Genomic DNA, 22,025 nt, shown 5'->3' on the forward strand with positions numbered 1-22,025 from the left:
ACCCTCCCCTTACCAAGGGGAGGGAGTAAGAAATTCACAAATGATTTAGGATTGCTATATACAGATAAAACTAGCCTCCCCTGCTTCAATAACTGGCAATTGAAATTACGTTGTTTGATTCAATCTTCTGAGAGAGAGGAAAGTTTGTATAAACATAGTTTCAACCGCCGTTTGAGCGGAATAGTTATGAATTGTCGATCGCCAATTTTTGATTAGTTTCGCTCGATCGCTTCGCAGCATCCGCCACCTTCAAAGCGTACAAGCTACTTGTATTATTGACATACAACGGCGTACCGTTTAGCAAACAGTCTAACACCACCTCGGTATCTTTGGCAAACAAACCGCGCCGCGTTCCTACTTTGATGGTTTGCCGATTTTCTCCTTGAATTAATTGACCGGATTCAGGAGTAAAAATCAGCGTTCCTGCTTCTCCGTAGATGGTAAAAATGTTTTCCGACTGCCAAAAAGTCTCTCCTTTTCCGTAAACCGCTTCCGCGAAAACGCCATTGGTGAAGCGTAACTGTGCGTTGCACAAACAAGCTTTGTAGAAATCCGGCTGAGTGTCCCAAAATTGAGTTTGACAGTTAACGCTTGTCGCTTCCCCGAACAAATCAGTAAATCGGTGCAGTCGAGAAATTGCACCAATTAAGGGAAAACCAAATAGGGAATGTTGAAAAGTCCAGCGCTTAGGTACTGAACGCACAGAGGTAATTGTAACGTAGCGGGCATAAAAAACTTTACCGACTAATGGCAAAGATTCTTTGATTGAGGAGTGCAAACCGCCTAACAATTCGATGTGTTCGATGTGGAGGAGTTTTTGCTTTTGGGCCGCAAGTTCGATCGCCCTTTCGCCCTCAGATAGTTCTAAAGATAGAGGATATTCCACCACAACGTGCTTGTCATTTTCCAGGGCGGCGAGGACTATCGCCCCGTGATCGCGGTTCACCGTACAGACAATTACCAAATCTAAATCGTCTCTTTCTACCAGCTTGCGCCAAGAAACCGCAGCTTCGGCGCCGAAAGTTTGGCAAAATGCTGCGGTTTTCTCCTGGTTGTGCCCCGCCACTGCTACCAAGTTCGATCGCGCGTCAGCTACCAGCGTCTCGGCTCTCAACTTAGCCGCAAAGCCAGTACCCACAATCCCGACGCGAATAGGGGAATTTAGGGAAAAACCAAAGCCAGCATTAATTTGAGTCATAGGATTTAGATTTTAGATAGTTACAGACTTGCGGTGTAGGGGTTTAGGGTTTTATTGCCCAAATTTTAGGCACAGAAGACAAACTCAAGCAAGCTTTGGGGAAAGTCGATCGACAAACCCCATAGCAAAAAACGGTTATTTGGACTGTAGGGCTCAAAACAGGATTTTTAAGAGAAACCCGGTTATTTTGCGTAAGTCTTGCAGCAACAGTATCACAAGGCTGAGTCGCGCATAGGTATAAGTAATCAAGATGAAATTAGAAAAAGTTATAACTAATCCCATTCAAATTTTTTGTAAATGAGTGTTGCAAGCTTGCTTCTTTCCCCTAATATCATAAAGGGAACGAACCTAAGAGTTAATCTCAGAGCTCATACAGCCTTGAAGGTTGCATTAGGAAAAATTATCAATATTGTTGAATTTTTGAGAGGATTAGTGCATGGCAACTTACAAAGTTACCCTCATCAGCGAAGCCGAAGGAATCAACCAGACCATTGACGTTGATGACGATACTTACATTCTAGATGCTGCCGAAGAAGCAGGACTCGACCTCCCGTATTCTTGCCGCGCTGGAGCTTGCTCCACCTGCGCCGGCAAAATCACATCAGGCGAAATTGACCAATCTGACCAATCTTTCTTGGATGACGACCAAATCGAAGCCGGATTTGTTTTGACCTGCGTCGCTTATCCTAAGTCTGATTGTACGATCGAAACTCACCAAGAAGAATCTCTTTACTAAGTAAGGATTTTCGGCGCGATGCGTTAAGTAACCCGGTTTTTCGTTTTCGTAATTGAGCTATTTGAGTTCAATTACGTTAACAAACCGGGTTTCTGCGTTACAGACAGCGGTTGAAACCGCTTCTGGTCAAACAAAACCCGCAGGCGTGCCGGTTGAAGCAAAGACGGTTAATATTAGGTGATTTTCTTCAGTCCGCTTGGTATGGACTTCGTTTGTCGAGGCGCGATTTCCATCGCTGACTCTGATGGCGATTCTGAATAAACTATTCCCGCCAAAATGTAATGGAATCGTTGAGGGGGACAACTTGAGCGCCGGGAAAATAAAAGTTGAGAATTCGATCGCCACTCCAGCCCAAATTAGCTAAATTGTAAGAACCAGTCTGACTCATTCCCACGCCGTGTCCGAAACCGCCTCCGACAAAAGCATAACCGTTGAGAGTTTTGTCTGGATTGTAAATCGGTTCTAGATAAAAAAGCGTGCTAATCGGCGGGTAAAAAGCATTGCGAATCTCATCTTTTTCGATATCGATGGAGCCCAAGTCAGTTTGAACCTTCATTTGCAAAACTCGACCGGCGGGCGACCTTTCCACCACTTCCACCTGAGTGAGAGTTTTAAAATTAGCTAGCGGGTGCTGTTTCTTTTGAAGATACTGTTTGAGAAATGCCCCAATCGATGTCAAAGAAACTTCTTCGCGCCAGCGGAAAGTGTCTTCTTTTTCCTCATTAAACCCTGTTTTGAGAGTCATAAAGCGGCGGAAGTTGTTTTCGTCAGACAAGCTCTGCTTTGACAAATCCCAGACGTTCTTGGGGGAATCGATAATCGATCGCAAATATGGACGTTCCGGGCCGTGCCACACATCGCCAAAAGTAGCTGTCACGCCGCCGCTAGACGCAGAATAGAGCGCGTCTACGAGCTGATTTTGATAAGTTAGCACCAAACCGCTCGTTTGGGCGATCGCCTTATCGCTTTGCGGATAAACCTCCGTCAAACCTTTATAAACCTGACAGTTAACATCAGCGCACAACTCATAATTATCCACAGCAAACCTCCGCAAATTTCTCAGGGCGTAGGTTCTCGCTAAAATAGTTTGAGCGACAATCGAAGCGTAAGGCGAAAAAGCCCCTATTTCGTGAGGAACAACACCCCGCAAATAAGTTTCCGTCGGCACCTCATTAACTAAAGTATAAGTGCCGTAAGAATTTTTTTGCAGGTGCAAACTGCCACCATAACGGCGAGTTTGTTGAAGAACTTTTTCGGGTTCAGTAGCTGTCGCCTCTTGAGTAGTTTGTTCCAATACCTCAATCGTATTTTTGCCCGCCGTCACATCCAACTCATTGCGGTTGAAACGAAAGCCATTTAAAATCCAAAATGCTTGGGGTATTTGTTTAATAACTTTGGAATCTAAAAAAGCTGTTTTGTTACCTTGAGCTTGCAAACTTTGCAACAGCCAGCGCCGCACAATCGGAGAATTATAAATATCTCTTTTTGCCCAAACTTGCCAGCGCAAAGGTTGGGCAATTTCTACATCAATACCCTTAGCGCGCCACTGATTGGCGCTATCTTCTGCGCTTTCAAAACTGCGGTGGGAGCTCAGAACAACTCGTTCTTCTACTAATGGCGATTGCAGAGGTTTATTGGCAATTTCTAGCTTGATGCTGGGAGCAGTTTTGGTTTCTGTGCCTTGAGGAGTTTTGTAACTTAATGTTAAGCTGTCGCCCGGTAATGCTTTCAGCGTGAGTTTGTCGGTGGCTTTATTACCAAACCGCTGCACCACGCCAATTTTGATGAGTCTATTTTGGGGAGTTTGGGCGTTTCCCGCAGCGCCCAAAATCGGCAACAGGCAAAATGCGGCGAATACAGCGCGAGAAATGCAGCTAAACCATTTGTAACTTGGAGTTGGAGGTGTTTGAGCGAACACAGTTATCTGTCTCCAGATAGTTGAAATTTGGGGAGTTTTGATTTTACGTTAGCACATTTGGCGGCTGCGGAGAGGGGAATTGCCGGAGATAGGCCAATATACTTGGGCTAGTCGCGAGTTCAGAAACCGGGTTTCTTCGGAGATTTGTCGCTACTAAACGTACAATTTCCAAGAATACCCGGTTTCTAGCCTCCCACGATCAGCCCTGAAACTGTCCAAACTGCACTAACTAATATAGCCTTTCTACCGAAAGATGAGGTACTATGCGGGATAGGGCATAGGCCAAACCGGGCATGAGGCTCTCCTCACTTTTGTGCGAACCGCTATATTGTGTCTGGTGGATTGATAACAACAAGATTAATGCGATCGTTCGGACTTCAGTCCTCTAATTTGGAAAAAAACTGAATTCCTGACTGCGAACCTATGTTAATTTTGGGTAATTTAACGGCAAGGATATATATCAATTCCGGTTGCACTCATACATGATGTTAACAGTCAACAGTCAACAGTCAACAGTCAACAGTTAACAGTCAACAGTCAACAGTCAACAGTCAACAGTCAACAGTGAATTTACTATTCCGATAAACAGAGGATTTGATATCACTTAGTTGCTTGCTGTTTCCAATACTGACAGGCGGCATAGGCTAAGGTGACAGCGCCCGTAACTATAGCTGCTTCATCCACCTCAAACTGCGGGTGATGGAGGGGATAGTTGGGTTTGTCAGTCAGTCCCACTCCTAAGCGAAACATGGTTCCCGGTGCGTGTTCTAGATACATTGAAAAATCTTCGGCGCCGAGGGATGGTTCTGGTAAAATTTGGACGCGCGATCGACCTAAAGCTTCTAAAGCTGCAGTTTCGACTAATTGCGTCAGTTTTGGGTCGTTTTGGACTCCGGGCACGCCGCGTTTGTAGGTGAGTTCGTATTTGGCGCCGTAAGTCGCGCAGACGCTGGAAACAATTTGTTCGATCCAAGCCGGTAGTTTTTCGTGGGTTTCGGGATGGAGCGATCGCACGGTTCCCAATAATTTTACGCGATCGGCAATCACGTTGGGCGCCCGTCCGCCGCTAATTTGCCCGATCGTCAAAACCACAGGCCTCAAAGGATTTTGCATCCGGCTAATTGCCTGCTGCAAACTGGTAATTACTTGAGAAGCTATCCAAATTGCATCGATCGCCTCGTGGGGACGCGCACCGTGGCCGGATTCGCCCATTACAATCACTTCTAGGTCATCCGCCGCCGCCGTCAGTGCCCCGTGGCGGATACCGACACAACCGCCGGGAATCGTCGGAAAAACGTGCACTCCGAGGATGCCGTCAACATCTTGCATCGCCCCATCTTGAATCATCCATTGAGCGCCTTGGGCAATCTCTTCTGCGGGCTGAAACAAAAAGCGGACGTTACCGGGCAATTTTTCTTTTAACTTCGACAAAATCATTGCCGCGCCCAAACCGACTGTGGTGTGGATATCGTGGCCGCAGGCGTGCATCACTCCGTCGTTGCGGGAGGCAAATTCTAGGTTAGTACGTTCTTGAATTGGCAAAGCGTCCATATCGGTGCGAATTGCCAGCCACCGGGACTCGCTGCTGTCAACTTTGAGCTCGCCGAGCACTCCTGTTTTGCCGATTCCTTCTATGGCGCGGACTCCGCTGGATGCGAGAACTCCGGCTACATAGGCGGCGGTTTGGTATTCTTGGCCGCTGAGTTCGGGGTGTGAGTGGATGTGGCGGCGAATTTCGATCAAGCGGGGTGCGAGGGTAGCGGCTAGTTCTTGGATGCGGGCAAGAAGCATAGATTATCTTGGGGAGTGCGGTACAAGCTGTAGTCAACTAGGTTAACGCAAATATCTGAGGTTAAACTCACATCAAGCACCATTCTCGCTTAACAGGATGCCTGTTCCACAAGAACATTTTTGTTTAGCGATCGGGATTGTCCTCTTCATACACCATTAAATCTCCCGGCTGACAGTTCAGTGCTTTGCACAAAGCGCTGAGAGTGGCTTCATCGATTCGGGTGAGTCGGCGACGGGTTTTGATTTTAGACACAGAAGTGGGGTGCATCCCAATTCTAGCCGCCAATTCTTTATTGCTGATATTGCGATCGGCCATCACAACTGCCAATTTCCAACGGATCACTGCTGATGCTCAACTGCTAGCGATAACTTTGCAAGCAGATGTTACCATTCTGCAACCTTGACTATCCCTTAAGTTGTCGCTACGAGCATTTATTTTGTCGTAACGATTGACAAACGGCAGCGATTGAACTAGACTCAGGATGTACAAACGGAAAAGCGATCGCCCCCCTGGCCTGGAAAACTGGAGGGCGATCGCAATTCCACTATTCGTGTAATTCAAAGTCTATGATATCACAGCCAAAATCAGTTCCCGAACTGCTCCGGGAAGAAATTCCTGATGTACCTCAAGGTAAGCAACCGATTCGTTTGCTGTTGTGCGGCGTTCCCAAAGCGGTAGACAGCATCGTTAATCTGTTACACGTTTTAGGTTTTGCAGAAGTTGGGGAATGGAGCCCGCCTCTACCATCGCCGATAGCGGGTGAGGTGATTCGGATTTTAACCCGTTACTGGAAAGAGTAATTGTTGAGGGCGATCGCACGAATTGAAAAAGTGCGATCGACCTTTCTGTCTCATTTAGGGCTTACCCATAAATACCAAAGAAACCGGGTTTTTCACGACAGTTAAAGGCCCGGATGCAGTATTTCCGTAAAAAACCCGGTTTCTGACTACCCGCAAACCAACGTTGGCTAGAATAAATTTAATTAAATTAAAAATAAATTTGCGGCATTTCGTGATAAAATAAAAACCTAAAAATAATCCTACAAAAAAAGCAATGTCTGAAATTACTCTAGACGAAACCAAACTTAAAGAATTGCTCAAAGCAGCTATTTTTGAGTTGTTAAAAGAACAAAAAGAAGTCTTTTCGGAAATTTTAACCGAAGCCCTAGAAGATATAGGGATGGAAAATGCTATCAAAGAAGGTGAAAATACTGAAACAGTCAGCCGCGACCAAATCTTCAAAATTTTGAAGGGACAACCATGATTGTTGAGTTTAGAAAAAGCTTTGAAAAGGATTTACTCAAGATTCTTGATGCCAACTTGTTTGAAAGAATTCAGGAAGCGATAGAAGACGTTGAGAATGCAGAAAAATTAAATGAAGTCAGCAATCTTAAAAAACTCAAGGGCGATGGAGATTACTATCGCATTAGGCTGGGAGATTACCGCATCGGTATTAAAGTTAATGATGGCATAGTCTGTTTTGTCAGGATACTGCATAGGAAAGAGATTTACAGATACTTTCCGTAATCATTTCAGCCTTCACCCCCATCCTCACCAACTCAAACTAAAATTAATCTTTAATTATTGTCAGGTCGGAAGCGCAAGCAATTGACCGATCGCACTTTCTGAATAGTTTCAAAATCGCGATCGTTATAAACTAGAATAAGTTGGTACTCGATCGCAAGTTGGGCAATGCAGCAGTCGATACTACTTCTAACCGTTAACCCAAGGCGCTTGCAAATCGTAGTAAATCCGAGCAGCCGCTACCCAAGTATTAGGCGTAGACTCGATGTAGTCTTGTTCTTGGAGATAAGTTTCTAATAGTGTCCACTCCCGTTCATCTCGACAACCTTGCAAAAGTTCCATCTGAGTAAATCGGTTCAGGAAAATACTTTCATCATTAATTATTGCTTCCAAGGATTGGCGTACTACACCTGTCTTGTCGCGCAAAACGCCAGACGGAAGTATCAATCAGAAACATTTTTGTTTTCCCGCAAGGCTTTATAATCGTAGTCGGTCGAAAATTGAATTTGTCCGCTTAAATCGAGTAGGTTCCGCTTTTTTCGGGTGCGAATTAATTCTTGCAAAGCAAAGTCAATCAGTTCTTTTTCTGTCTTGAAATTGGTTAAGCGAAAGGCTTCTTTAACCAACTCTTCGTTAAGTTCAACGGGGATTTTCATGGTTAATCTTTCATCTCATTGTAATAATACTTACAAGCCACGATCGCAATTTTGTCATCCGCAACTTGGTAAACTAATCGTTTTTACCTGTTTTTGATTGTGATAATTATAGCGTTTTTAGTTTAATGACAACGAAGTATTCTCGGAAAAAACCCGGTTTCTGACGGCGCACAAATCAAAGAAACCGGGTTTTTCCCAGTTTCTAGGATGTGTGACGAGTATTCTGGAAAAAACCCGGTTTCTCGCCACCCATCCACTATTCATGGAAGGTATTTTAGATACCTATGTTTTCGGTACGTAAGTCGATCGCACTTGCAACTCCTTCAACTGCTTCTCATCCACACCAGCCGGCGCATTCGTCAGCAAACAACCAGCCTGTTGAGTCTTCGGAAACGCAATCACATCTATTCAGTGTAATGATACTTACAAGCCACGATCGCAATTTCTCGATCCGTAACTTGGTAAACTAAACGATGTTCGTTATCAATGCGCCTAGACCAAAAACCACTTAACTCGTATTTCAGAGGTTCAGGTTTTCCCAATCCTTCAAAGGGCGATCGGTCTATATCTTTAATCAATTCTACAATTTTGCGATAAATCTTTTTGTCTAATTTTGCCCATTCATTAAAATCTGCAAAAGCAGAAGATTCAAAAACAATTCTTCTGCTCATTGCAAATTCTCTAAGTTAACTTCAACTAATTTTTCCCCCTCTTTAACATTTTCAATAGCTTTTAAAAGTCTATTTTTGTTGACTTCAGATTTCAAAAGATATTCGGTTTCATCACACTCAGAAACAATTATTTCAATCTCTTTATCTCCAAAAGTCGCCTTAATTTGTTCTAAAAAATGATGATTGAGTTCGCTGGCTTTTAAACGATAAACTGTTGACATCGTTTTTACCTATTTTCGATTATGATAATTAGAGCGTTTTTAGTCTAAAGACGTGGAATGTAACTAGAGCATACAATATCAGCGAAAGTTTTGACTCAATGACAGTCAAGGACGCAGAATCGTGTCTGTCATGCTGAACAAAACGCAGTGTAGTGAAGCATCCAGCGAGATGCTTCCCTTCTCTCAGCATGACACATAGGCTTTGCCTAAGTCCCGATCGCCTTATGACTTGGGCGTATAAGTCGATCGCACTTGCAACTCCTTCAACTGCTTCTCATCCACCCCAGCAGGCGCATTCGTCAGCAAACAAGCAGCCTGCTGCGTCTTCGGAAACGCAATCACATCCCGAATCGAATCCTCGCCCGCCAACAGCATCACCAACCGATCCAAACCGTAAGCAATCCCGCCGTGGGGCGGAGTTCCGTACTCAAACGCATCCAACAAAAAGCCGAACTTATTGTAAGCTTCCTCCGTCGATAAACCGATCGCCTCAAACACCTTTTCCTGAACATCCCGCTGATAAATCCGCAGAGAACCACCGCCCACTTCCGTGCCGTTTAACACCAAGTCGTAAGCTTGAGCCCTCGCCGTCTTCAAATCGTGAATATCGTCAGGATGCGGCGCAGTAAACGGGTGATGGATAGCTTCCAAACGCTTCTCGTCAGCGTTCCATTCAAACATCGGGAAATCCGTCACCCACAGCAGATTCATCTTCTCTTTGTCAATCAGTCCCAATTCGTTACCGACAAACAAACGCAATCTATCCAAAGTCTTATTGACAGCAGTCGCATCGGCTGCTGCAAACAACAACAAATGACCAGGTTTCGCGCCCGTGCGATCGAGCAATTCCTGTTTTTGCGCTTCCGTCAAATTATCCTTAATTGCGCCGATCGTATCAATTTCGCCATTTTCCCGCACCCGGATAAAAGCTAATCCTTTAGCCCCAGCTTCAGTAGCTTCCTTAAACAAATCGCCTTTTTTAATCCGTTCGTTAGAAAAAGCTTCATTCCCCCCCGGAATCGGCAAAGTTTTCACAATTCCGCCCGCAGCAATCGCCCCGGAAAATACTTTAAATCCCGAATCTTTCATTAAATCGGAAACATCGATTAATTCCATACCGAAACGAGTATCCGGTTTGTCGCTACCGTAGCGATCCATTGCTTCGGCGTAAGTCAAGCGTGGGAAAGGACGGGGCAATTCTACGCCTTTGACACTTTGGAAAATTTGGCAAACTAAACCTTCGTTTAATTCGAGGATTTCTTCTAAAGACATGAAACTCATTTCCATGTCTAATTGCGTGAATTCCGGCTGTCTGTCGGCGCGCAAATCTTCATCGCGGAAACAGCGGGCAATTTGATAATATCTGTCAAATCCCGAAACCATTAACAATTGTTTGAACAACTGCGGCGACTGCGGCAAAGCATACCATTCGCCCAAATTGACGCGGCTGGGAACTAAATAATCTCTTGCACCTTCGGGAGTCGATCGAGTTAAAATCGGCGTTTCAATTTCCATAAAATTGCCGACATCTTCCAGGTAGCGGCGCATAGCTTTGACAACTTGGTGGCGAAGCTGCAAATTGCGACTCATACGATCGCGCCGCAAGTCCAAATACCGATATTTCAAGCGCAAATCTTCCCGCACATTTTCATTATCCGCCGTGGAAATCTGAAACGGTAACTGCTTGCGTACCGCATTTAACAACTCAATTTCGTCCGCGTAAATTTCTATTTCACCCGTAGGCAATTTGGGGTTGAGGGAATCTTCGGGGCGGCTGGTGACTCTACCGGTAATTTTCACCACGTATTCGCCGCGCAAAGACTCAGCGCCGTGATAGGAGTCGGGGGTGCGTTCAGGATCGCTGACAATTTGCACAATACCCGATCGATCGCGCACGTCGAGAAAAATCACTCCGCCATGATCGCGGCGGCGATCCACCCAGCCGTAAAGGGTGACAGTCTCTCCGATATGTTTGCTTCGCAGGTCGCCGCAGTAGTAAGTTCTCATGGTTCGGGGTTTTGGACTAAAAATAAAGCTTTTTTATTATGCAGTATGGCTGAACCTTTTGCTGAATGCAAATTAAAGGGCGATCGCTATTAGCCCGCCCAGTTTGGAAACCGGGCGGGCCCGCGCGATCGACTATCGCAAGACTGTTGCGGAAAATCTTTCTAGGAATCGCGGCGATCCGACTTGTCACAAAACGCCGTTAGCGAGTTCCATGCAGACTTAGCCGTTTCCTTCAAGCGAGTGCCCAGCGACTCAATTTCTCCCACAACAACGTGCCAATTTTTTTCAGTTTGTTTCTGAATGTCGTCAACAGCTTGTTCGATGCGATCGCGTTCGACCAATTTATTTTGTTCCACCGCTTCTCGCGCTTGTCGCACAGCTTTCAAATAAGCTTCGCGGCTGACTTCGCCGGCATCTTGTACCTGCGCTTGCGCCCGCGTTTTAATTGCATCAAGTACCAGCCAATTTTTCTCGGATTCTTTTTTGATCAGGCTGACTGCTTCTTTCATTCTGTCTTTGGCGATCGACTTATTTTCGTCGATCGCGTCACTGGCTTTCGTCACAGCTTTCAAATAAGCTTCGCGGGTGAGTTCGCCGGCGGCTTGAAATTCGGCAGCGGCGCGTTTTTTGATTGATTCAAACAAAGCCGCAGTTTCTGCGATCGTTTCATCAGTCGCGTCGGGCATCTCTTGTTTGACGATCGCCGTCGTTTCGGGAGTTACCTCTACAATTGTTGTCTCAGTCAAATTTGGATCTGTCATATGAATTATCTCCTTTCTTAAATCTGCTGCGAATGGACTTTGTATTTATAGCGCCAGAATTCATTCTGGCATTTTAGCATTGAAACCGCCTGTCGGATACCGCCCACTTACAGGTACGGTTTAGCGTACTTAAATTTATGATAATTCCCTTCACCTAACAACCCACAACAAACTTAATTTTTTAACATCAAAGTTTAAAATTTAAAATTTCAATCTTCGCCCTGCAAATCTCCGACATCGCTAGTCTGTAACAATTGGTGACTTTTTTGGGCGTACAGCCAAGATTGAGGAAATTTGTATCGATCTAGGAGGATATCTTCGAGGGTGACTTTCATCTGATTGGCGCAGATGTGCGGTGGTACTTTGCGCGTTCCCGTGCTCATGTCGGGAATTGCGATCGTTTCAATGATATGTTTGACCGGCGTTCCGTCTGCAACAGTGCCATGTTTTACCAAACTTAAAATAGCGCGGGTTGCTAGATAAACATTTACTGTTTCTGTTAAAATTGTGAGAACCCGCATGAGTGGGGCAGCTATCTAATAGGGAACTTCATCATGAACTGTATCTACAACTTCTGCCAATCCTACTAAAAATTCGCCGTGATGGCGAGTCTGAATTAGTTTTTGCAGGCGTTCTTGAACGTGACCTTCAAAATACTCCGAAATTTTTAAACTTAAGCCACAGTCCATGAACCCAAAACTCTTCGCCCGACTAACAAAAGCATCGCATTTTACCTCAAAAATTGAGCCTCGGTGGATCTTGACGTTTTCAGTATTGCCGCCAGTGCTTTCCCAAGCTTTAACTCAATCATCCTCTGCTGTTGCCAGCACAATTTGCATAAAAAATCTCAATTGATTTTAATTGGCAACAGCCTGAGCGATCGCCAATTTGATTGTACAATATTTTACATGAATCAGCTCAGTATAAAATCTAAAATCTCAAATTGTTTGATGCTACAAGACCCGAATCTCCGACACCCGATCGCCATTAGTTTCGGTGCCATCGCCGGCGCTTTGAGCAGGTATTATATCACCTTGTGGTTTGCCAACCGTTTCGGTACAGCTTTTCCCTACGGAACTTTTTTTATTAACATCACCGGTTGCTTGGCTATGGGATTTTTTATCACCCTCGCTTTTGAACGGGTGCCGGCGATTCCGACGGAAGTGCGGTTAATGGTTGCGACGGGCTTTTTGGGCGCTTATACTACTTTTTCGACTTACGGTTTAGAGTCAAATGTCTTGTGGCGCGATCGAGCTTACAGCCTTGCCACTTTTTACTGGGTTAGCAGTGCCATACTTGGAGTAATCGCCGTTCAGTTAGGCAGCCTTTTAGCACAAATTGGCAAATAGATAAATACAGTTTACATTTTTTATTAGAGACAATCGAGCACCTGTAGGGAAACAGCAATGCCTAAGTCCGGCGAGTTATCGGCAAATTAAAGATAATTTGTATAAAATCAGTCATTGTAGCAATAATATTGAAAATTAATCTCAAAATCCAGTTTTTTTAGAGAAACCAAGTTTTGGCGATCGCTCATCATTTCAGCTTTAATTGATATCTCGCAGATTTTACCCATTGTCGCCAGCAGGTCTTGCGAAAAATGAGTTTATGGGGTATAGGTATGGAAACCCAAGAATCAATTTTAAAACCAGCGGACGGGAACTCCTGTCTGCAGACAAATATCCGTTGTCAGTTTACGATCGGGGCTATTTCATTCTCAGGAAAATCAGGATTTTGTAGGCGTCGTGGATGGTGCGGGCCGACCCTCCCCTGTCTAGGAGGGCGATCGCGGGGGGATTGGCCCTACAAAGAATGAAATAGCCCTGAGTTTATGATAGTTTTGGTCTAATGACCAATGACCAATGACTAATGACCAATGACTAATGACCAATGACTAATGACCAATGACTAATGACTAATGACCAATGACTAATGACCAATGACCAATGACTAATAACTAAACTTAAACAACAAGCGAGGGGGTTTAGCTGTGATAGCTAAAACAGCAACAGAGTGCCTCATTACCTTAAAAGGCGTTAGCAAAGCTTACCAGCAGCCAAACGGTCAAAAAATTTCTATTTTAGAGCAAATTAATTTAGAATTGCGATCGGGCGAAATAGTAGCTTTGCTCGGCCCTTCCGGGTCAGGTAAATCAACATTGATGCGGATGATAGCCGGACTAATTCCGCCCAGCGAAGGTCAAATTTTCTACCACAATCGTCCTTTAGTCGGCTTAAATCCTGGGGTGGCAATTGTATTTCAAAACTTTGCTCTTTATCCCTGGTTGACGGTACTAGAAAATGTAGAATTAGGCTTAAAAGCTAAAGGAGAAATGCCCGAACCGCGCCTCCAAAAAGCCTTGAAAATGATTGATATTATCGGTTTGGACGGATTTGAAAATGCTTATCCCAAAGAACTTTCGGGCGGAATGCGGCAGCGGGTGGGATTTGCTAGAGCTTTGGCGGTGGAACCCGAACTGCTTTGCATGGATGAACCGTTTTCAGCTTTAGATGTTCTGACTGCTGAAAACTTGCGGTTTGAGTTATTAGATTTGTGGCTGGAAAAAAAGATTCCCACCAAAGCTGTGTTAATCGTAACTCACGGGATTGAGGAAGCGGTTATTTTAGCCGATCGCATTGTAGTCCTCGGCCGCAATCCGGGGCGAATTCGCGCCGACTTGACCGTGAATTTGCCGCACTACCGCGATCGCAAAACAGTCGAATTCCAAACTCTCGTAGACCAAGTTTACAAAATCCTCACCAATCCCGAATTGAGCTGCGTCACAGTGACAACACCCGCTGAAAGTACCGCTACTACTGCGTCTGAAGCTCAACCCGCCCCAACGCCTAAATACCAATCTCTACCGCAGGTGCGAACAGGTGCGATCGCAGGTTTGCTGGAACTCTTAGAAGACCGCCAAGAGAAAGACCTCTACCGCCTCGGTCAAGAATTAATGCTAGAGGTAGACGACATTTTGCCGATCGTCGAAGCAGCAAAATTAATGGAATTCCTAGTAATCCAAGAAGGCGACCTGCTTTTAACACCAGTTGGCCTTCAATTCATAGCCGGCGGAATTGACCAGCGAAAACAAATTGTCCGCACCCAAATTATCAGCAACATTCTCCTCGTACAGCAAATTTATAGAATGCTTCAGGCCAAGCGCAATCACCGCATTTCAGAAGAGTTAATTCTGGATATTCTCGAAGCCCACTTTAGCCCGAAAGAAGCAATAAGACAATTGCAAACCGCGATTGATTTGGGTCGCTATGCCGAGTTGTACAGCTACGACGAACCAGGAGGCGAAATATTTTTAGAATCAGAAGTCAACAATCAGTAGTCAATAGTCAGTAGTCAGTAGTCAGTAGTCAGTAGTCAGTGGTCAGTAGTCATTAGTCAGTAGGGGCGGTGGATGGTGCGGGCCCGCCCTCTTAGTAGTCAGTAGTCAGTAGTCAGTAGTCAATAGTCCTTAGTCATTAGTCATTAAGCTGTCGCGCAAATAAACATTGCATATTGGCTCGTTACCAGGCTGTGCCTGGTAATGCAGATCCCGAGGCTCTGCCTCTCTTTACCCCCTGAGCTTCTGGAGAGAGAAGTGTGGCAGATGTTTAATTTATTAAATTTTGGTTCCTTACATGAAATTTAAATGCAGAACAGCTTAGTCAGTAGTCAGCAGTCATTAGTCAGCAGTCATTACTGGTTGACAATGCCCAATCCCTCCGCTTCGCGCTCGCCCAATCCCTCCGCTTCGCTCCGCCCAATTCCCTGCGCGGGCCAATCCCTCCGCTTCGCTCCGCCCAATCCCTCCGCTTCGCTCCGCCCAATTCCCTGCGCGGGCCAATGCCCAATTCCCCATAACTAATAATTATGACAAGACCCCTAATACCCGCCAATCAAACTTTAGAAAGATCCGCTTGGACTTGGCAAGACGGATTGCTGATTCTAGCGATATTTTCTCTAATTTTCGTAATCGTTCAAACAGCATCTCAATTCAACGGTGAGTACAACCCTAATTTTAAAATTGAAACCACACTAAATGTCTTGCCAGGGTATACAGCCCAGACTCTTTTACGCATGACAGCCGCCTATTTTTTATCCTTGCTATTTACCTTAGTTTATGCTTATTCTGCTTACCGTTCTGCCCTAGCAGCAAAAATTTTAATTCCCTTGTTAGATATTTTGCAGTCAATTCCGGTTTTATCTTTTTTGCCCGGAGTTGTTTTAGCCCTAGTGACTTTATTTCCAGGTCAAAGAATCGGCGTAGAACTCGCATCGATTATCTTAATATTTACTGGAATGACTTGGAATATGACCTTTAGTTTCTATCAGTCGCTTTCCGGCATTCCGCAAGAACTAAAGGAAGCTGCACGAGTTTATCGCCTCAATGCTTGGCAGCAATTTTGGACGTTAGAATTGCCCGCTGGTGCGATCGGACTGGTGTGGAACAGCGTCATGTCAGTGGCTGGCGGGTGGTTCTTTTTGATTGCGATCGAGTCTTTTACCTTGGGCGACAAAAATTTTAATTTGCCCGGACTTGGTTCCTATTTGGGCAAAGCAGCCAATGAAGGCAATTTTGGGGCGATCGGTTGGGGCTTAGCAATATTAATTGGTGTGATTGTAGCGATCGACTTTTTTATCTGGCAGCCTTTAATTGCTTGGGCAGAAAAATTTAAATATCAAACCGTGGAAGCTACCAACGTACCGCAGTCAAAGGTGTTGGATTTTTTAAGGCGATCGCCCACACTGCGGGTGTTGAAGTCGCGGATTTCGCCCCTAGGCGACAGTTTCGATCGCACTTTAGCCAGAGCTTTTACACCTGCTAACTTACCAAAAAGCGATCGCCCGCAAAGCCGCCTCGGAAATTGGATAAATTGGCTGTTTCTGTGCGGGTTTGCCGCGATCGTGCTTTGGGGAACATGGGAAGCAGTGCTGCTGCTCAGGTTGCTGAGTTTTTCGGACTGGCAAAAAGTCATGGGAGGTGCATTTTTTACCGCTTTACGAGTCATTTGCGCCCTATTTTTATCGCTGTTGTGGACAGTACCCCTCGGAGTGGCGATCGGGCGAAATCCGCGTTTAGCTCAACTTTTGCAACCCTTAGTACAAATAGCCGCTTCTGTACCAGCAACGGCTTTATTTCCTGTATTGCTGCTAGCTTTAATTCACGCAGGAGGCGGCTTACAAATAGGTTCTGTGGCGTTGATGATGTTGGGTACAATGTGGTATTTGCTGTTTAATGTGATTGCCGGCGCTCAATCCATACCATCGGAATTGTTTGAAGCCGCGCAAGTTTACAAGCTTTCACTAATTCAGCGCTGGAAAACTTTAATTATTCCCGGAATCTTCCCTTACTTAATTACAGGAATTATTACGGCGGTGGGGGGAGCTTGGAATGCGAGTATTGTCAGCGAATACGTGCAGTTTAAAGGTGAAATAATTAAAACAAGCGGCTTGGGCGAGACGATTTCTGAAGCCACGGCATCGGGCAATTTTCCTCTGCTATTAGCAGCCACTTCTGTGATGTCGCTGCTGGTGGTATTGACTAACCGTTTGGTGTGGCGGCCGCTTTACCGTTTGGCACAAGAAAAGTATCAGTTATTGGTTTAATTTGGATGCCAAATAGGATGGCAATCTAGCGATCGACTTTCGTTAAATCAGTAACTAATTATTGTCGCAAAACTACCATTGAACTTGAAATGATGCAGTTAACCGGTTCCCCGGAACTTCCTGGGAACCCATGCCAGCAAAGAAGAGCCTCAGCACGCGATTTAGTCGGCATAGCCGATCGCTCTGCCTTACCAGGCATAGTTCAAAAGCGCCCCATTAACTCCCAAAATATATTGACAATATTTGTTTTATTTGTATAATATAATCGGTCAAATATTTATAGAAATGCCAAAGTGACAAGCAAAAAAATCACCAGCAAAAGCCTAAAGTTTGCAGCGATCGGCTGCGTCTTATCGATATTGTTTCCCGCAGTTTTACCTTCAGTTGCCTCCGCCGAAACAGCACTGCAAGAAATTAAGCAAACCGGCATTCTGAAAGTCGGCATCAGAAAAGATGCTGCTCCCTTCGGCTACTTGGAAGGCGAAAAGTGGCAAGGAGTTTGCATCGAAGGGTTAGAGCTTTTCCGAGCTGACTTAGAAAAGAAATTAAATCGCTCTGTTCGGTTAGAAAAACTCGAAACCAACCTCAACGAATCAGCCGAAAAAGGGCGATTTCGTAGCGTCACCAGCAAGCGCGCTCACCTGGAATGCGGGCCCAATACAATCCTCCAAAATCCCCCCAGCGGAATTGCCTATTCGCTACCCTTTTTATACAGCGGCACCTATCTGTTAGTCAAGCCAGAAAACAAACTGAGAGTCAATCCTTCGGGATTCCTGCAAGGGGCGACAATTGGCGTGTTGAGCGGTTCTCTTACCGAACAATTCATTGCAGGCAGATATCAACTAGCCAACCAGAAAATTTATCAAGGTATGGCGGGGAGAGAGTCTGGTGTAACAGATGCGGCAGCAGGAAAAATCGATGCCTTCGCCAGCGATGGAATGCTGTTAGTTGGAGAAGCGCTGAGACAGGGTTTAACTCAAAACCAGTATTCTTTGATACCGGAGCAGCCTTTAACCTGCATTTCCTATGGCATGATCCTGCCTGCAGGTGATACTGAATGGAAAGAAACGGTCAATAATTTTATTCGCAATCAAAGTTCTACGAATTTGTTGGAAAAAGTGTTCGGGCCCAATTCTCCTTTCCTACCGATGAGTGTCGCCGATCAAAATAAATGTATTTGATCCCAAATCGGTTCAACAGTTGACAGCATATAGGTGGACAGTTACCCCGCGCTCGATCGCCAGGAGATTGCGGGCGAGGAAAATTAATTTTTTTCTTCGATCCTTCAAGGGAGAGGCTTTAAACCAATTTTTTCTGGTAAAGTGCGGATTGTGTCATGGCAAGTTCGATCGCTGCGACGAGTGGTGTCAATAGGCTCTAAACTGGATTCAGGAAGGCGCGCAGCACAGGTTTATACCAGTTTCCCCCAAAAATGTAACTGTAGGTAAACTCCAAAACCGCTGACTCCGTAAGTCATCCCCAATTCTTTAATCGATAATCTTCTATGCGAAAATCGAAAAGCGAAAAGGGCATTAGGAGGGTCATCAGTGACAGAAAAAAGTTATCAATCGTCTTCGCTTCCCACTTATGCGCGAAAAGAACTGCGGGAATTAGTTCGATCGCAGTTAAGGGCTTTGTTAGAACAAGGAGACTTTAAAGGAGCAAAAGCGATTTTGCATCCGGTGCAGGAGGCCGACATCGCTGAAGCGATCGAAGGCCTGCCAGAAACCATGCAAGTAATAGCTTTCCGGTTACTTTCCAAAGACGAAGCCATCGGAGTTTACGAATATCTCGACTCCAGCGTTCAGCAGTCCCTCTGCGAAAAATTCAAACGCCAAGAAGTCCTCGACATTGTAGACAAAATGTCGCCGGACGATCGAGCAAAACTGTTTGACGAACTGCCGGCGATATTAGTCCGCCGCCTTTTAGGTCAATTGAGCCCAACAGAACGCGAAGCTACGGCCCAACTTTTGGGTTACGAAGCCAGTACCGCCGGCCGGATCATGACCCCAGAATACATTTCTCTCAAAGAAAGCTTTACCGTCGCCCAAGCTTTAGACCGAATTCGCTCTTTGGCTAGAACTACTGAAACAATTTATTCTCTTTATGTCACCGACGCAGCCCGCAGCCTGACGGGCATTTTATCCTTGCGGGATTTAGTCACTTCTCCCCTGGACAAAACTGTCGGCGAAATTATGACCCGCGATGTAGTTTCTGTTCAGACTGGAACGGATCAAGAAGAAGTAGCTAGGCTGATCCAGCGTTACGATTTTTTAGCAGTGCCCGTTGTAGACCGCGAACAGCGTCTTGTGGGGATCATTACAGTTGACGATGCGATCGACATTTTAGAAGAAGAAGCCGATAAAGATATTTATACCTTGGGCGGTGTCCAGTCCGGCGGCGACAATTATTTTCAGACCGATTTGATCACGGTTGCTCGCAAAAGGGTCGTGTGGCTGTTTGTTCTGCTCTTAACCAATACAGTCACTGGGGCAATTATTAGAGCGCAAGAAGATATTTTGCAGCAAGTAGTCGCCCTAGCAGCCTTTATTCCGCTGCTGACGGGCACTGGAGGCAATGTCGGAGCCCAGTCTTCAACAGTTATAATTCGCGGTTTGAACACTGACGAAATTACGGCGATGGGCCCGTTTAAAGTAATTGTGCGCGAGGGGATGGCGGGAGCGCTGTTAGGAGCTATATTAGGGACTGTAGCAACGGGCTGGGCTTACACTCTGCAAGGGAATTTAGCAGTGGCAATCGCAGTGGGAGTAAGTTTGTTGGCGATCGCAATTTTAGCTTCTCTTGCCGGTTCATCTCTGCCGTTTCTATTTCGTTCTTTGGGTTTAGACCCAGCTTTAATGTCTGCTCCTTTTATTACCACCGCCGTTGATGTCCTTGGAGTTTTGATTTATTTCTCTTTAGCTCGGGTAATTTTGCAGATTTAATATATTTAATGAGATCACGGTTAATAAAAAATTTAATTTGTTTTTCACCGCTGCTCAATTCACGGCCTGCATCCGATCGCACTTTATTTTTACCTGCATATTTATAGTTGATTTAAAAATAATGCAATTATAGGCAAACTCCCAACTCCCATAGACCTCGGTCATTCCCAATCAAAAATCAAAAATCAAAAATGGTATTAGCCTATGTCACCATCCAATTCACCAACTACAATCAAAAAATCCCAGCCTAGCAATTTGTTAGATACTGCTGAATTGGTTTTTCTGGCTGCTTCGGCTGCGGGATTGGCTGCTAGTTTGGTTTGGCAGCAGGGCGTTTATGTCGAAGTGCCTGTAGTGATTTCGCTGGTGTTGAATTTTGTGAACCGGCAGAAGCTGCACGGCCAAGTTAAAACAAGTACGGCGGCTGTGTTCGATCGCGTAAATCAACAAGCAACTATTACCGATCGCGCGATCGAGCAATTGCAACTTGCTGTAAATACCCTAGACGAAGCCCTAGGCCAAACATCTCGCGAAAACCTCAATGTTGGATCGGGAGAAAACGTACACTCTCTAATTTCCGCCATTGAGAACCTGCGCCAGCGACTAATCATTTTAGAAAAAACGATTAAAATGATTCAAAGCGAGATCGAAGTCACCAGTCGCCAATTCAAACAGCGCCCGGAGTTGCAACAAATCGAAACTTTGACAACAATCATTCTCGACTTGCAGCAGTTTATCAACGAACTGCCGCAGTGGGGCAGTTTGCAGCAGCGGCAGCTAACAGAAATTCAGCAAAAAGCAGACAATGCTTTGGTCGAGCTTGCTCAAGAAATTGCTGCAATTCCCAACCGCGTACAGGAAGCTGTAGCTAATCGTGGCGGTGCAATCAACCCGCAGTTGAACGCCGGTGGTTCGAATTTGGAGTCTGACAGTTCTCAGATGCCCGATCGTGTCTATCAACCTAAAAACCAGAACGATAAAATTCGCCAAAAATATCCCAGAGCTTATGTAAAGTGGAGTCAGGATGAAGACGAAAATTTGCAGAAAGAATATGCTAGCGGTCAACAAATTGGCGAATTAGCTCAGAGATTTCAGCGACAGCCGGCTGCTATTCGTTCGCGCTTACAAAAACTAGGATCGATCGAATAATATCAAGGGCATTGGCCCGCGCAGGGCATTGGTTACTATTTCACGAAAATTGAGAACCGCTATATCGAGACTAATGATATCAATTCCGGTTGCACTCATACATGATGTTAACTGTTAACAGTCAACAGTCAACAGTGAATTTACTATTCCGATGAAGAGAGGATTTGATATGACTAACAACTAACAACCAACCACTAATAACTAATAACCAACAACTAATAACCAACAACTAACCACTAATAACTAATAACTAATAACCAACAACTAATAACCAACAACTAATAACTAACAACTAATAACTAGGGCTTGCTGAAAAAGTCCACAAATCGAATCTAGGTGCCAAACAGCTTGAAAAATGGGAGATTCGGAGATGGGTTCCCAAATTTACTCCACAATTGTCCACCGAAATGCAAGGATTTTGAGCCGACAAAGGTCATAACGAGAGCACTTTTTTGTGTTTAAAAATCTTGAAACCCTTGGCAGTCATAACTTCTAGTTCTATTCAGCAAGCCCTAACTAACAACTAACAACTAACAACTAACAACTAACAACCAACAACCAACAACTAACAACTAACAACCAACAACCAACCACCAACAAACTAACAACTGATAACCAACAACCAACAACCAACAAACTAACAACTGATAACCAACAACCAACAACCAACAAACTAACAACTAACAACTAACAACTGATAACCAACAACTAACAACTAACAACCAACAACCCACAACTAACAAACTAACAACTAACAACTAACAACTGATAACTAATAAAAAAAAGATCGCCTTTTTTTCAAAAGAGCGATCGACTTTATTTATTCTAGTACCGACTGTCAAAAGCC

At 44.9% G+C, this 22,025-nt stretch carries 24 protein-coding genes; 11 read left to right on the forward strand and 13 right to left on the reverse strand.

Features of this window, described 5'->3' with window-relative positions; translation table 11 throughout:
• Positions 1-184 precede the first annotated feature (184 nt).
• Positions 185-1,198, reverse strand: coding sequence for a Gfo/Idh/MocA family protein (locus IQ263_RS18850; protein ID WP_194069240.1), 1,014 nt, complete (start codon positions 1,196-1,198; stop codon positions 185-187).
• A gap of 436 nt (positions 1,199-1,634) precedes the next feature.
• Between IQ263_RS18850 and IQ263_RS18855 the strand changes: the two genes are divergently transcribed.
• Positions 1,635-1,934, forward strand: a complete 300-nt coding sequence (locus IQ263_RS18855; protein ID WP_193971396.1) for a ferredoxin — start codon at positions 1,635-1,637, stop codon at positions 1,932-1,934.
• A gap of 262 nt (positions 1,935-2,196) precedes the next feature.
• Here the strand turns inward: IQ263_RS18855 and IQ263_RS18860 are convergent, their stop codons facing one another.
• The 3 genes from IQ263_RS18860 to IQ263_RS18870 all read right to left on the reverse strand — a co-directional run bounded on the left by IQ263_RS18860 (position 2,197) and on the right by IQ263_RS18870 (position 5,986).
• On the reverse strand, positions 2,197-3,852 hold the full coding sequence (locus tag IQ263_RS18860; RefSeq protein WP_194069242.1) for a SpoIID/LytB domain-containing protein: 1,656 nt from the start codon (positions 3,850-3,852) through the stop codon (positions 2,197-2,199).
• A 600-nt stretch (positions 3,853-4,452) separates the two neighbouring features.
• On the reverse strand, positions 4,453-5,643 hold the full coding sequence (locus IQ263_RS18865; RefSeq protein WP_194069244.1) for a M20 family metallopeptidase: 1,191 nt from the start codon (positions 5,641-5,643) through the stop codon (positions 4,453-4,455).
• A gap of 124 nt (positions 5,644-5,767) precedes the next feature.
• Positions 5,768-5,986, reverse strand: coding sequence for a helix-turn-helix domain-containing protein (locus tag IQ263_RS18870; protein ID WP_194069245.1), 219 nt, complete (start codon positions 5,984-5,986; stop codon positions 5,768-5,770).
• 224 nt (positions 5,987-6,210) lie between these two features.
• Here IQ263_RS18870 and IQ263_RS18875 point away from each other — a divergent pair, with 224 nt between their 5' ends.
• The 3 genes from IQ263_RS18875 to IQ263_RS18885 all read left to right on the forward strand — a co-directional run bounded on the left by IQ263_RS18875 (position 6,211) and on the right by IQ263_RS18885 (position 7,170).
• Positions 6,211-6,444 carry a hypothetical protein gene (locus IQ263_RS18875; protein ID WP_190663608.1) on the forward strand — a complete coding sequence of 78 codons (234 nt, stop codon included), beginning with the start codon at positions 6,211-6,213 and terminating at the stop codon, positions 6,442-6,444.
• A 253-nt stretch (positions 6,445-6,697) separates the two neighbouring features.
• Positions 6,698-6,907 carry a hypothetical protein gene (locus IQ263_RS18880; protein WP_194069246.1) on the forward strand — a complete coding sequence of 70 codons (210 nt, stop codon included), beginning with the start codon at positions 6,698-6,700 and terminating at the stop codon, positions 6,905-6,907.
• The gene (locus tag IQ263_RS18885; RefSeq protein WP_194069247.1) at positions 6,904-7,170 is read left to right on the forward strand and encodes a type II toxin-antitoxin system RelE family toxin; all 267 of its coding nucleotides are present in this window, start codon (positions 6,904-6,906) and stop codon (positions 7,168-7,170) included. Before IQ263_RS18880 ends, IQ263_RS18885 begins: the two co-directional genes overlap by 4 nt.
• 50 nt (positions 7,171-7,220) lie before the next feature.
• Here the strand turns inward: IQ263_RS18885 and IQ263_RS29930 are convergent, their stop codons facing one another.
• The 9 genes from IQ263_RS29930 to IQ263_RS28730 all read right to left on the reverse strand — a co-directional run bounded on the left by IQ263_RS29930 (position 7,221) and on the right by IQ263_RS28730 (position 12,172).
• Positions 7,221-7,403: a PIN domain-containing protein gene (locus IQ263_RS29930; protein ID WP_339384893.1), complete on the reverse strand. Its 183-nt coding sequence runs from the start codon at positions 7,401-7,403 to the stop codon at positions 7,221-7,223.
• Complete coding sequence (locus IQ263_RS28720) at positions 7,357-7,614, reverse strand: PIN domain-containing protein (RefSeq protein WP_228050176.1); 258 nt, start codon at positions 7,612-7,614, stop codon at positions 7,357-7,359. The genes IQ263_RS29930 and IQ263_RS28720 overlap by 47 nt, the downstream gene beginning before the upstream one ends.
• On the reverse strand, positions 7,611-7,823 hold the full coding sequence (locus IQ263_RS18895) for a type II toxin-antitoxin system VapB family antitoxin (RefSeq protein WP_194069248.1): 213 nt from the start codon (positions 7,821-7,823) through the stop codon (positions 7,611-7,613). Before IQ263_RS18895 ends, IQ263_RS28720 begins: the two co-directional genes overlap by 4 nt.
• 404 nt (positions 7,824-8,227) lie before the next feature.
• Positions 8,228-8,494, reverse strand: coding sequence for a Txe/YoeB family addiction module toxin (locus IQ263_RS18905; RefSeq protein WP_194069249.1), 267 nt, complete (start codon positions 8,492-8,494; stop codon positions 8,228-8,230).
• Positions 8,491-8,715, reverse strand: a complete 225-nt coding sequence (locus IQ263_RS18910; protein WP_194069250.1) for a hypothetical protein — start codon at positions 8,713-8,715, stop codon at positions 8,491-8,493. The genes IQ263_RS18905 and IQ263_RS18910 overlap by 4 nt, the downstream gene beginning before the upstream one ends.
• 222 nt (positions 8,716-8,937) lie before the next feature.
• The gene (gene aspS / locus IQ263_RS18915; protein ID WP_194069252.1) at positions 8,938-10,722 is read right to left on the reverse strand and encodes an aspartate--tRNA ligase; all 1,785 of its coding nucleotides are present in this window, start codon (positions 10,720-10,722) and stop codon (positions 8,938-8,940) included.
• Positions 10,723-10,883: 161 nt separating this feature from the next.
• Positions 10,884-11,483, reverse strand: a complete 600-nt coding sequence (locus IQ263_RS18920) for a dynein light chain family protein (protein ID WP_194069254.1) — start codon at positions 11,481-11,483, stop codon at positions 10,884-10,886.
• Positions 11,484-11,692: 209 nt separating this feature from the next.
• Positions 11,693-12,004: a macro domain-containing protein gene (locus tag IQ263_RS28725; protein ID WP_228050177.1), complete on the reverse strand. Its 312-nt coding sequence runs from the start codon at positions 12,002-12,004 to the stop codon at positions 11,693-11,695.
• Positions 12,005-12,019: 15 nt separating this feature from the next.
• Positions 12,020-12,172: a macro domain-containing protein gene (locus IQ263_RS28730; RefSeq protein WP_228050178.1), complete on the reverse strand. Its 153-nt coding sequence runs from the start codon at positions 12,170-12,172 to the stop codon at positions 12,020-12,022.
• Between the two features lie 63 nt (positions 12,173-12,235).
• Here IQ263_RS28730 and crcB point away from each other — a divergent pair, with 63 nt between their 5' ends.
• The 7 genes from crcB (at position 12,236) to IQ263_RS18960 (ending at position 21,178) form a co-directional block, all read left to right on the forward strand.
• The gene (crcB, locus tag IQ263_RS18930) at positions 12,236-12,832 is read left to right on the forward strand and encodes a fluoride efflux transporter CrcB (protein ID WP_339384892.1); all 597 of its coding nucleotides are present in this window, start codon (positions 12,236-12,238) and stop codon (positions 12,830-12,832) included.
• Between the two features lie 641 nt (positions 12,833-13,473).
• Positions 13,474-14,820, forward strand: coding sequence for an ABC transporter ATP-binding protein (locus tag IQ263_RS29935; protein ID WP_194069256.1), 1,347 nt, complete (start codon positions 13,474-13,476; stop codon positions 14,818-14,820).
• A 527-nt stretch (positions 14,821-15,347) separates the two neighbouring features.
• Positions 15,348-17,084 carry an ABC transporter permease gene (locus tag IQ263_RS18940; protein ID WP_194069258.1) on the forward strand — a complete coding sequence of 579 codons (1,737 nt, stop codon included), beginning with the start codon at positions 15,348-15,350 and terminating at the stop codon, positions 17,082-17,084.
• An 89-nt stretch (positions 17,085-17,173) separates the two neighbouring features.
• Positions 17,174-17,344, forward strand: a complete 171-nt coding sequence (locus IQ263_RS18945; RefSeq protein WP_194069260.1) for a hypothetical protein — start codon at positions 17,174-17,176, stop codon at positions 17,342-17,344.
• A gap of 33 nt (positions 17,345-17,377) precedes the next feature.
• Positions 17,378-18,265, forward strand: a complete 888-nt coding sequence (locus IQ263_RS18950) for an amino acid ABC transporter substrate-binding protein (protein ID WP_194069262.1) — start codon at positions 17,378-17,380, stop codon at positions 18,263-18,265.
• A 366-nt stretch (positions 18,266-18,631) separates the two neighbouring features.
• Positions 18,632-20,029 (forward strand): magnesium transporter, encoded by a 1,398-nt coding sequence (mgtE, locus tag IQ263_RS18955; RefSeq protein WP_194069264.1) that lies wholly within the window; start codon positions 18,632-18,634, stop codon positions 20,027-20,029.
• 204 nt (positions 20,030-20,233) lie between these two features.
• Entirely contained in the window at positions 20,234-21,178 is a 945-nt protein-coding gene (locus IQ263_RS18960; RefSeq protein ID WP_194069266.1) for a hypothetical protein, read from the forward strand.
• The last annotated feature ends 847 nt before the right edge of the window (positions 21,179-22,025 follow it).

Source organism: Tychonema sp. LEGE 06208 (assembly GCF_015207505.1).
Classification (GTDB): Bacteria; Cyanobacteriota; Cyanobacteriia; order Cyanobacteriales; family Microcoleaceae; genus Microcoleus.

What these genes read in the sequence shown, in the direction of transcription:
- IQ263_RS18850 (WP_194069240.1), bottom strand. Translation starts at nt 1,198, where the DNA reads ATGACTCAAATTAATGCTGGCTTTGGTTTTTCCCTAAATTCCCCTATT.
- IQ263_RS18855 (WP_193971396.1), top strand. Translation starts at nt 1,635, where the DNA reads ATGGCAACTTACAAAGTTACCCTCATCAGCGAAGCCGAAGGAATCAAC.
- IQ263_RS18865 (WP_194069244.1), bottom strand. Translation starts at nt 5,643, where the DNA reads ATGCTTCTTGCCCGCATCCAAGAACTAGCCGCTACCCTCGCACCCCGC.
- IQ263_RS18875 (WP_190663608.1), top strand. Translation starts at nt 6,211, where the DNA reads ATGATATCACAGCCAAAATCAGTTCCCGAACTGCTCCGGGAAGAAATT.
- IQ263_RS18880 (WP_194069246.1), top strand. Translation starts at nt 6,698, where the DNA reads ATGTCTGAAATTACTCTAGACGAAACCAAACTTAAAGAATTGCTCAAA.
- IQ263_RS18885 (WP_194069247.1), top strand. Translation starts at nt 6,904, where the DNA reads ATGATTGTTGAGTTTAGAAAAAGCTTTGAAAAGGATTTACTCAAGATT.
- IQ263_RS18895 (WP_194069248.1), bottom strand. Translation starts at nt 7,823, where the DNA reads ATGAAAATCCCCGTTGAACTTAACGAAGAGTTGGTTAAAGAAGCCTTT.
- IQ263_RS18905 (WP_194069249.1), bottom strand. Translation starts at nt 8,494, where the DNA reads ATGAGCAGAAGAATTGTTTTTGAATCTTCTGCTTTTGCAGATTTTAAT.
- IQ263_RS18910 (WP_194069250.1), bottom strand. Translation starts at nt 8,715, where the DNA reads ATGTCAACAGTTTATCGTTTAAAAGCCAGCGAACTCAATCATCATTTT.
- aspS (WP_194069252.1), bottom strand. Translation starts at nt 10,722, where the DNA reads ATGAGAACTTACTACTGCGGCGACCTGCGAAGCAAACATATCGGAGAG.
- IQ263_RS18920 (WP_194069254.1), bottom strand. Translation starts at nt 11,483, where the DNA reads ATGACAGATCCAAATTTGACTGAGACAACAATTGTAGAGGTAACTCCC.
- IQ263_RS28725 (WP_228050177.1), bottom strand. Translation starts at nt 12,004, where the DNA reads ATGCGGGTTCTCACAATTTTAACAGAAACAGTAAATGTTTATCTAGCA.
- IQ263_RS28730 (WP_228050178.1), bottom strand. Translation starts at nt 12,172, where the DNA reads ATGGACTGTGGCTTAAGTTTAAAAATTTCGGAGTATTTTGAAGGTCAC.
- IQ263_RS18940 (WP_194069258.1), top strand. Translation starts at nt 15,348, where the DNA reads ATGACAAGACCCCTAATACCCGCCAATCAAACTTTAGAAAGATCCGCT.
- IQ263_RS18945 (WP_194069260.1), top strand. Translation starts at nt 17,174, where the DNA reads ATGATGCAGTTAACCGGTTCCCCGGAACTTCCTGGGAACCCATGCCAG.
- IQ263_RS18960 (WP_194069266.1), top strand. Translation starts at nt 20,234, where the DNA reads ATGTCACCATCCAATTCACCAACTACAATCAAAAAATCCCAGCCTAGC.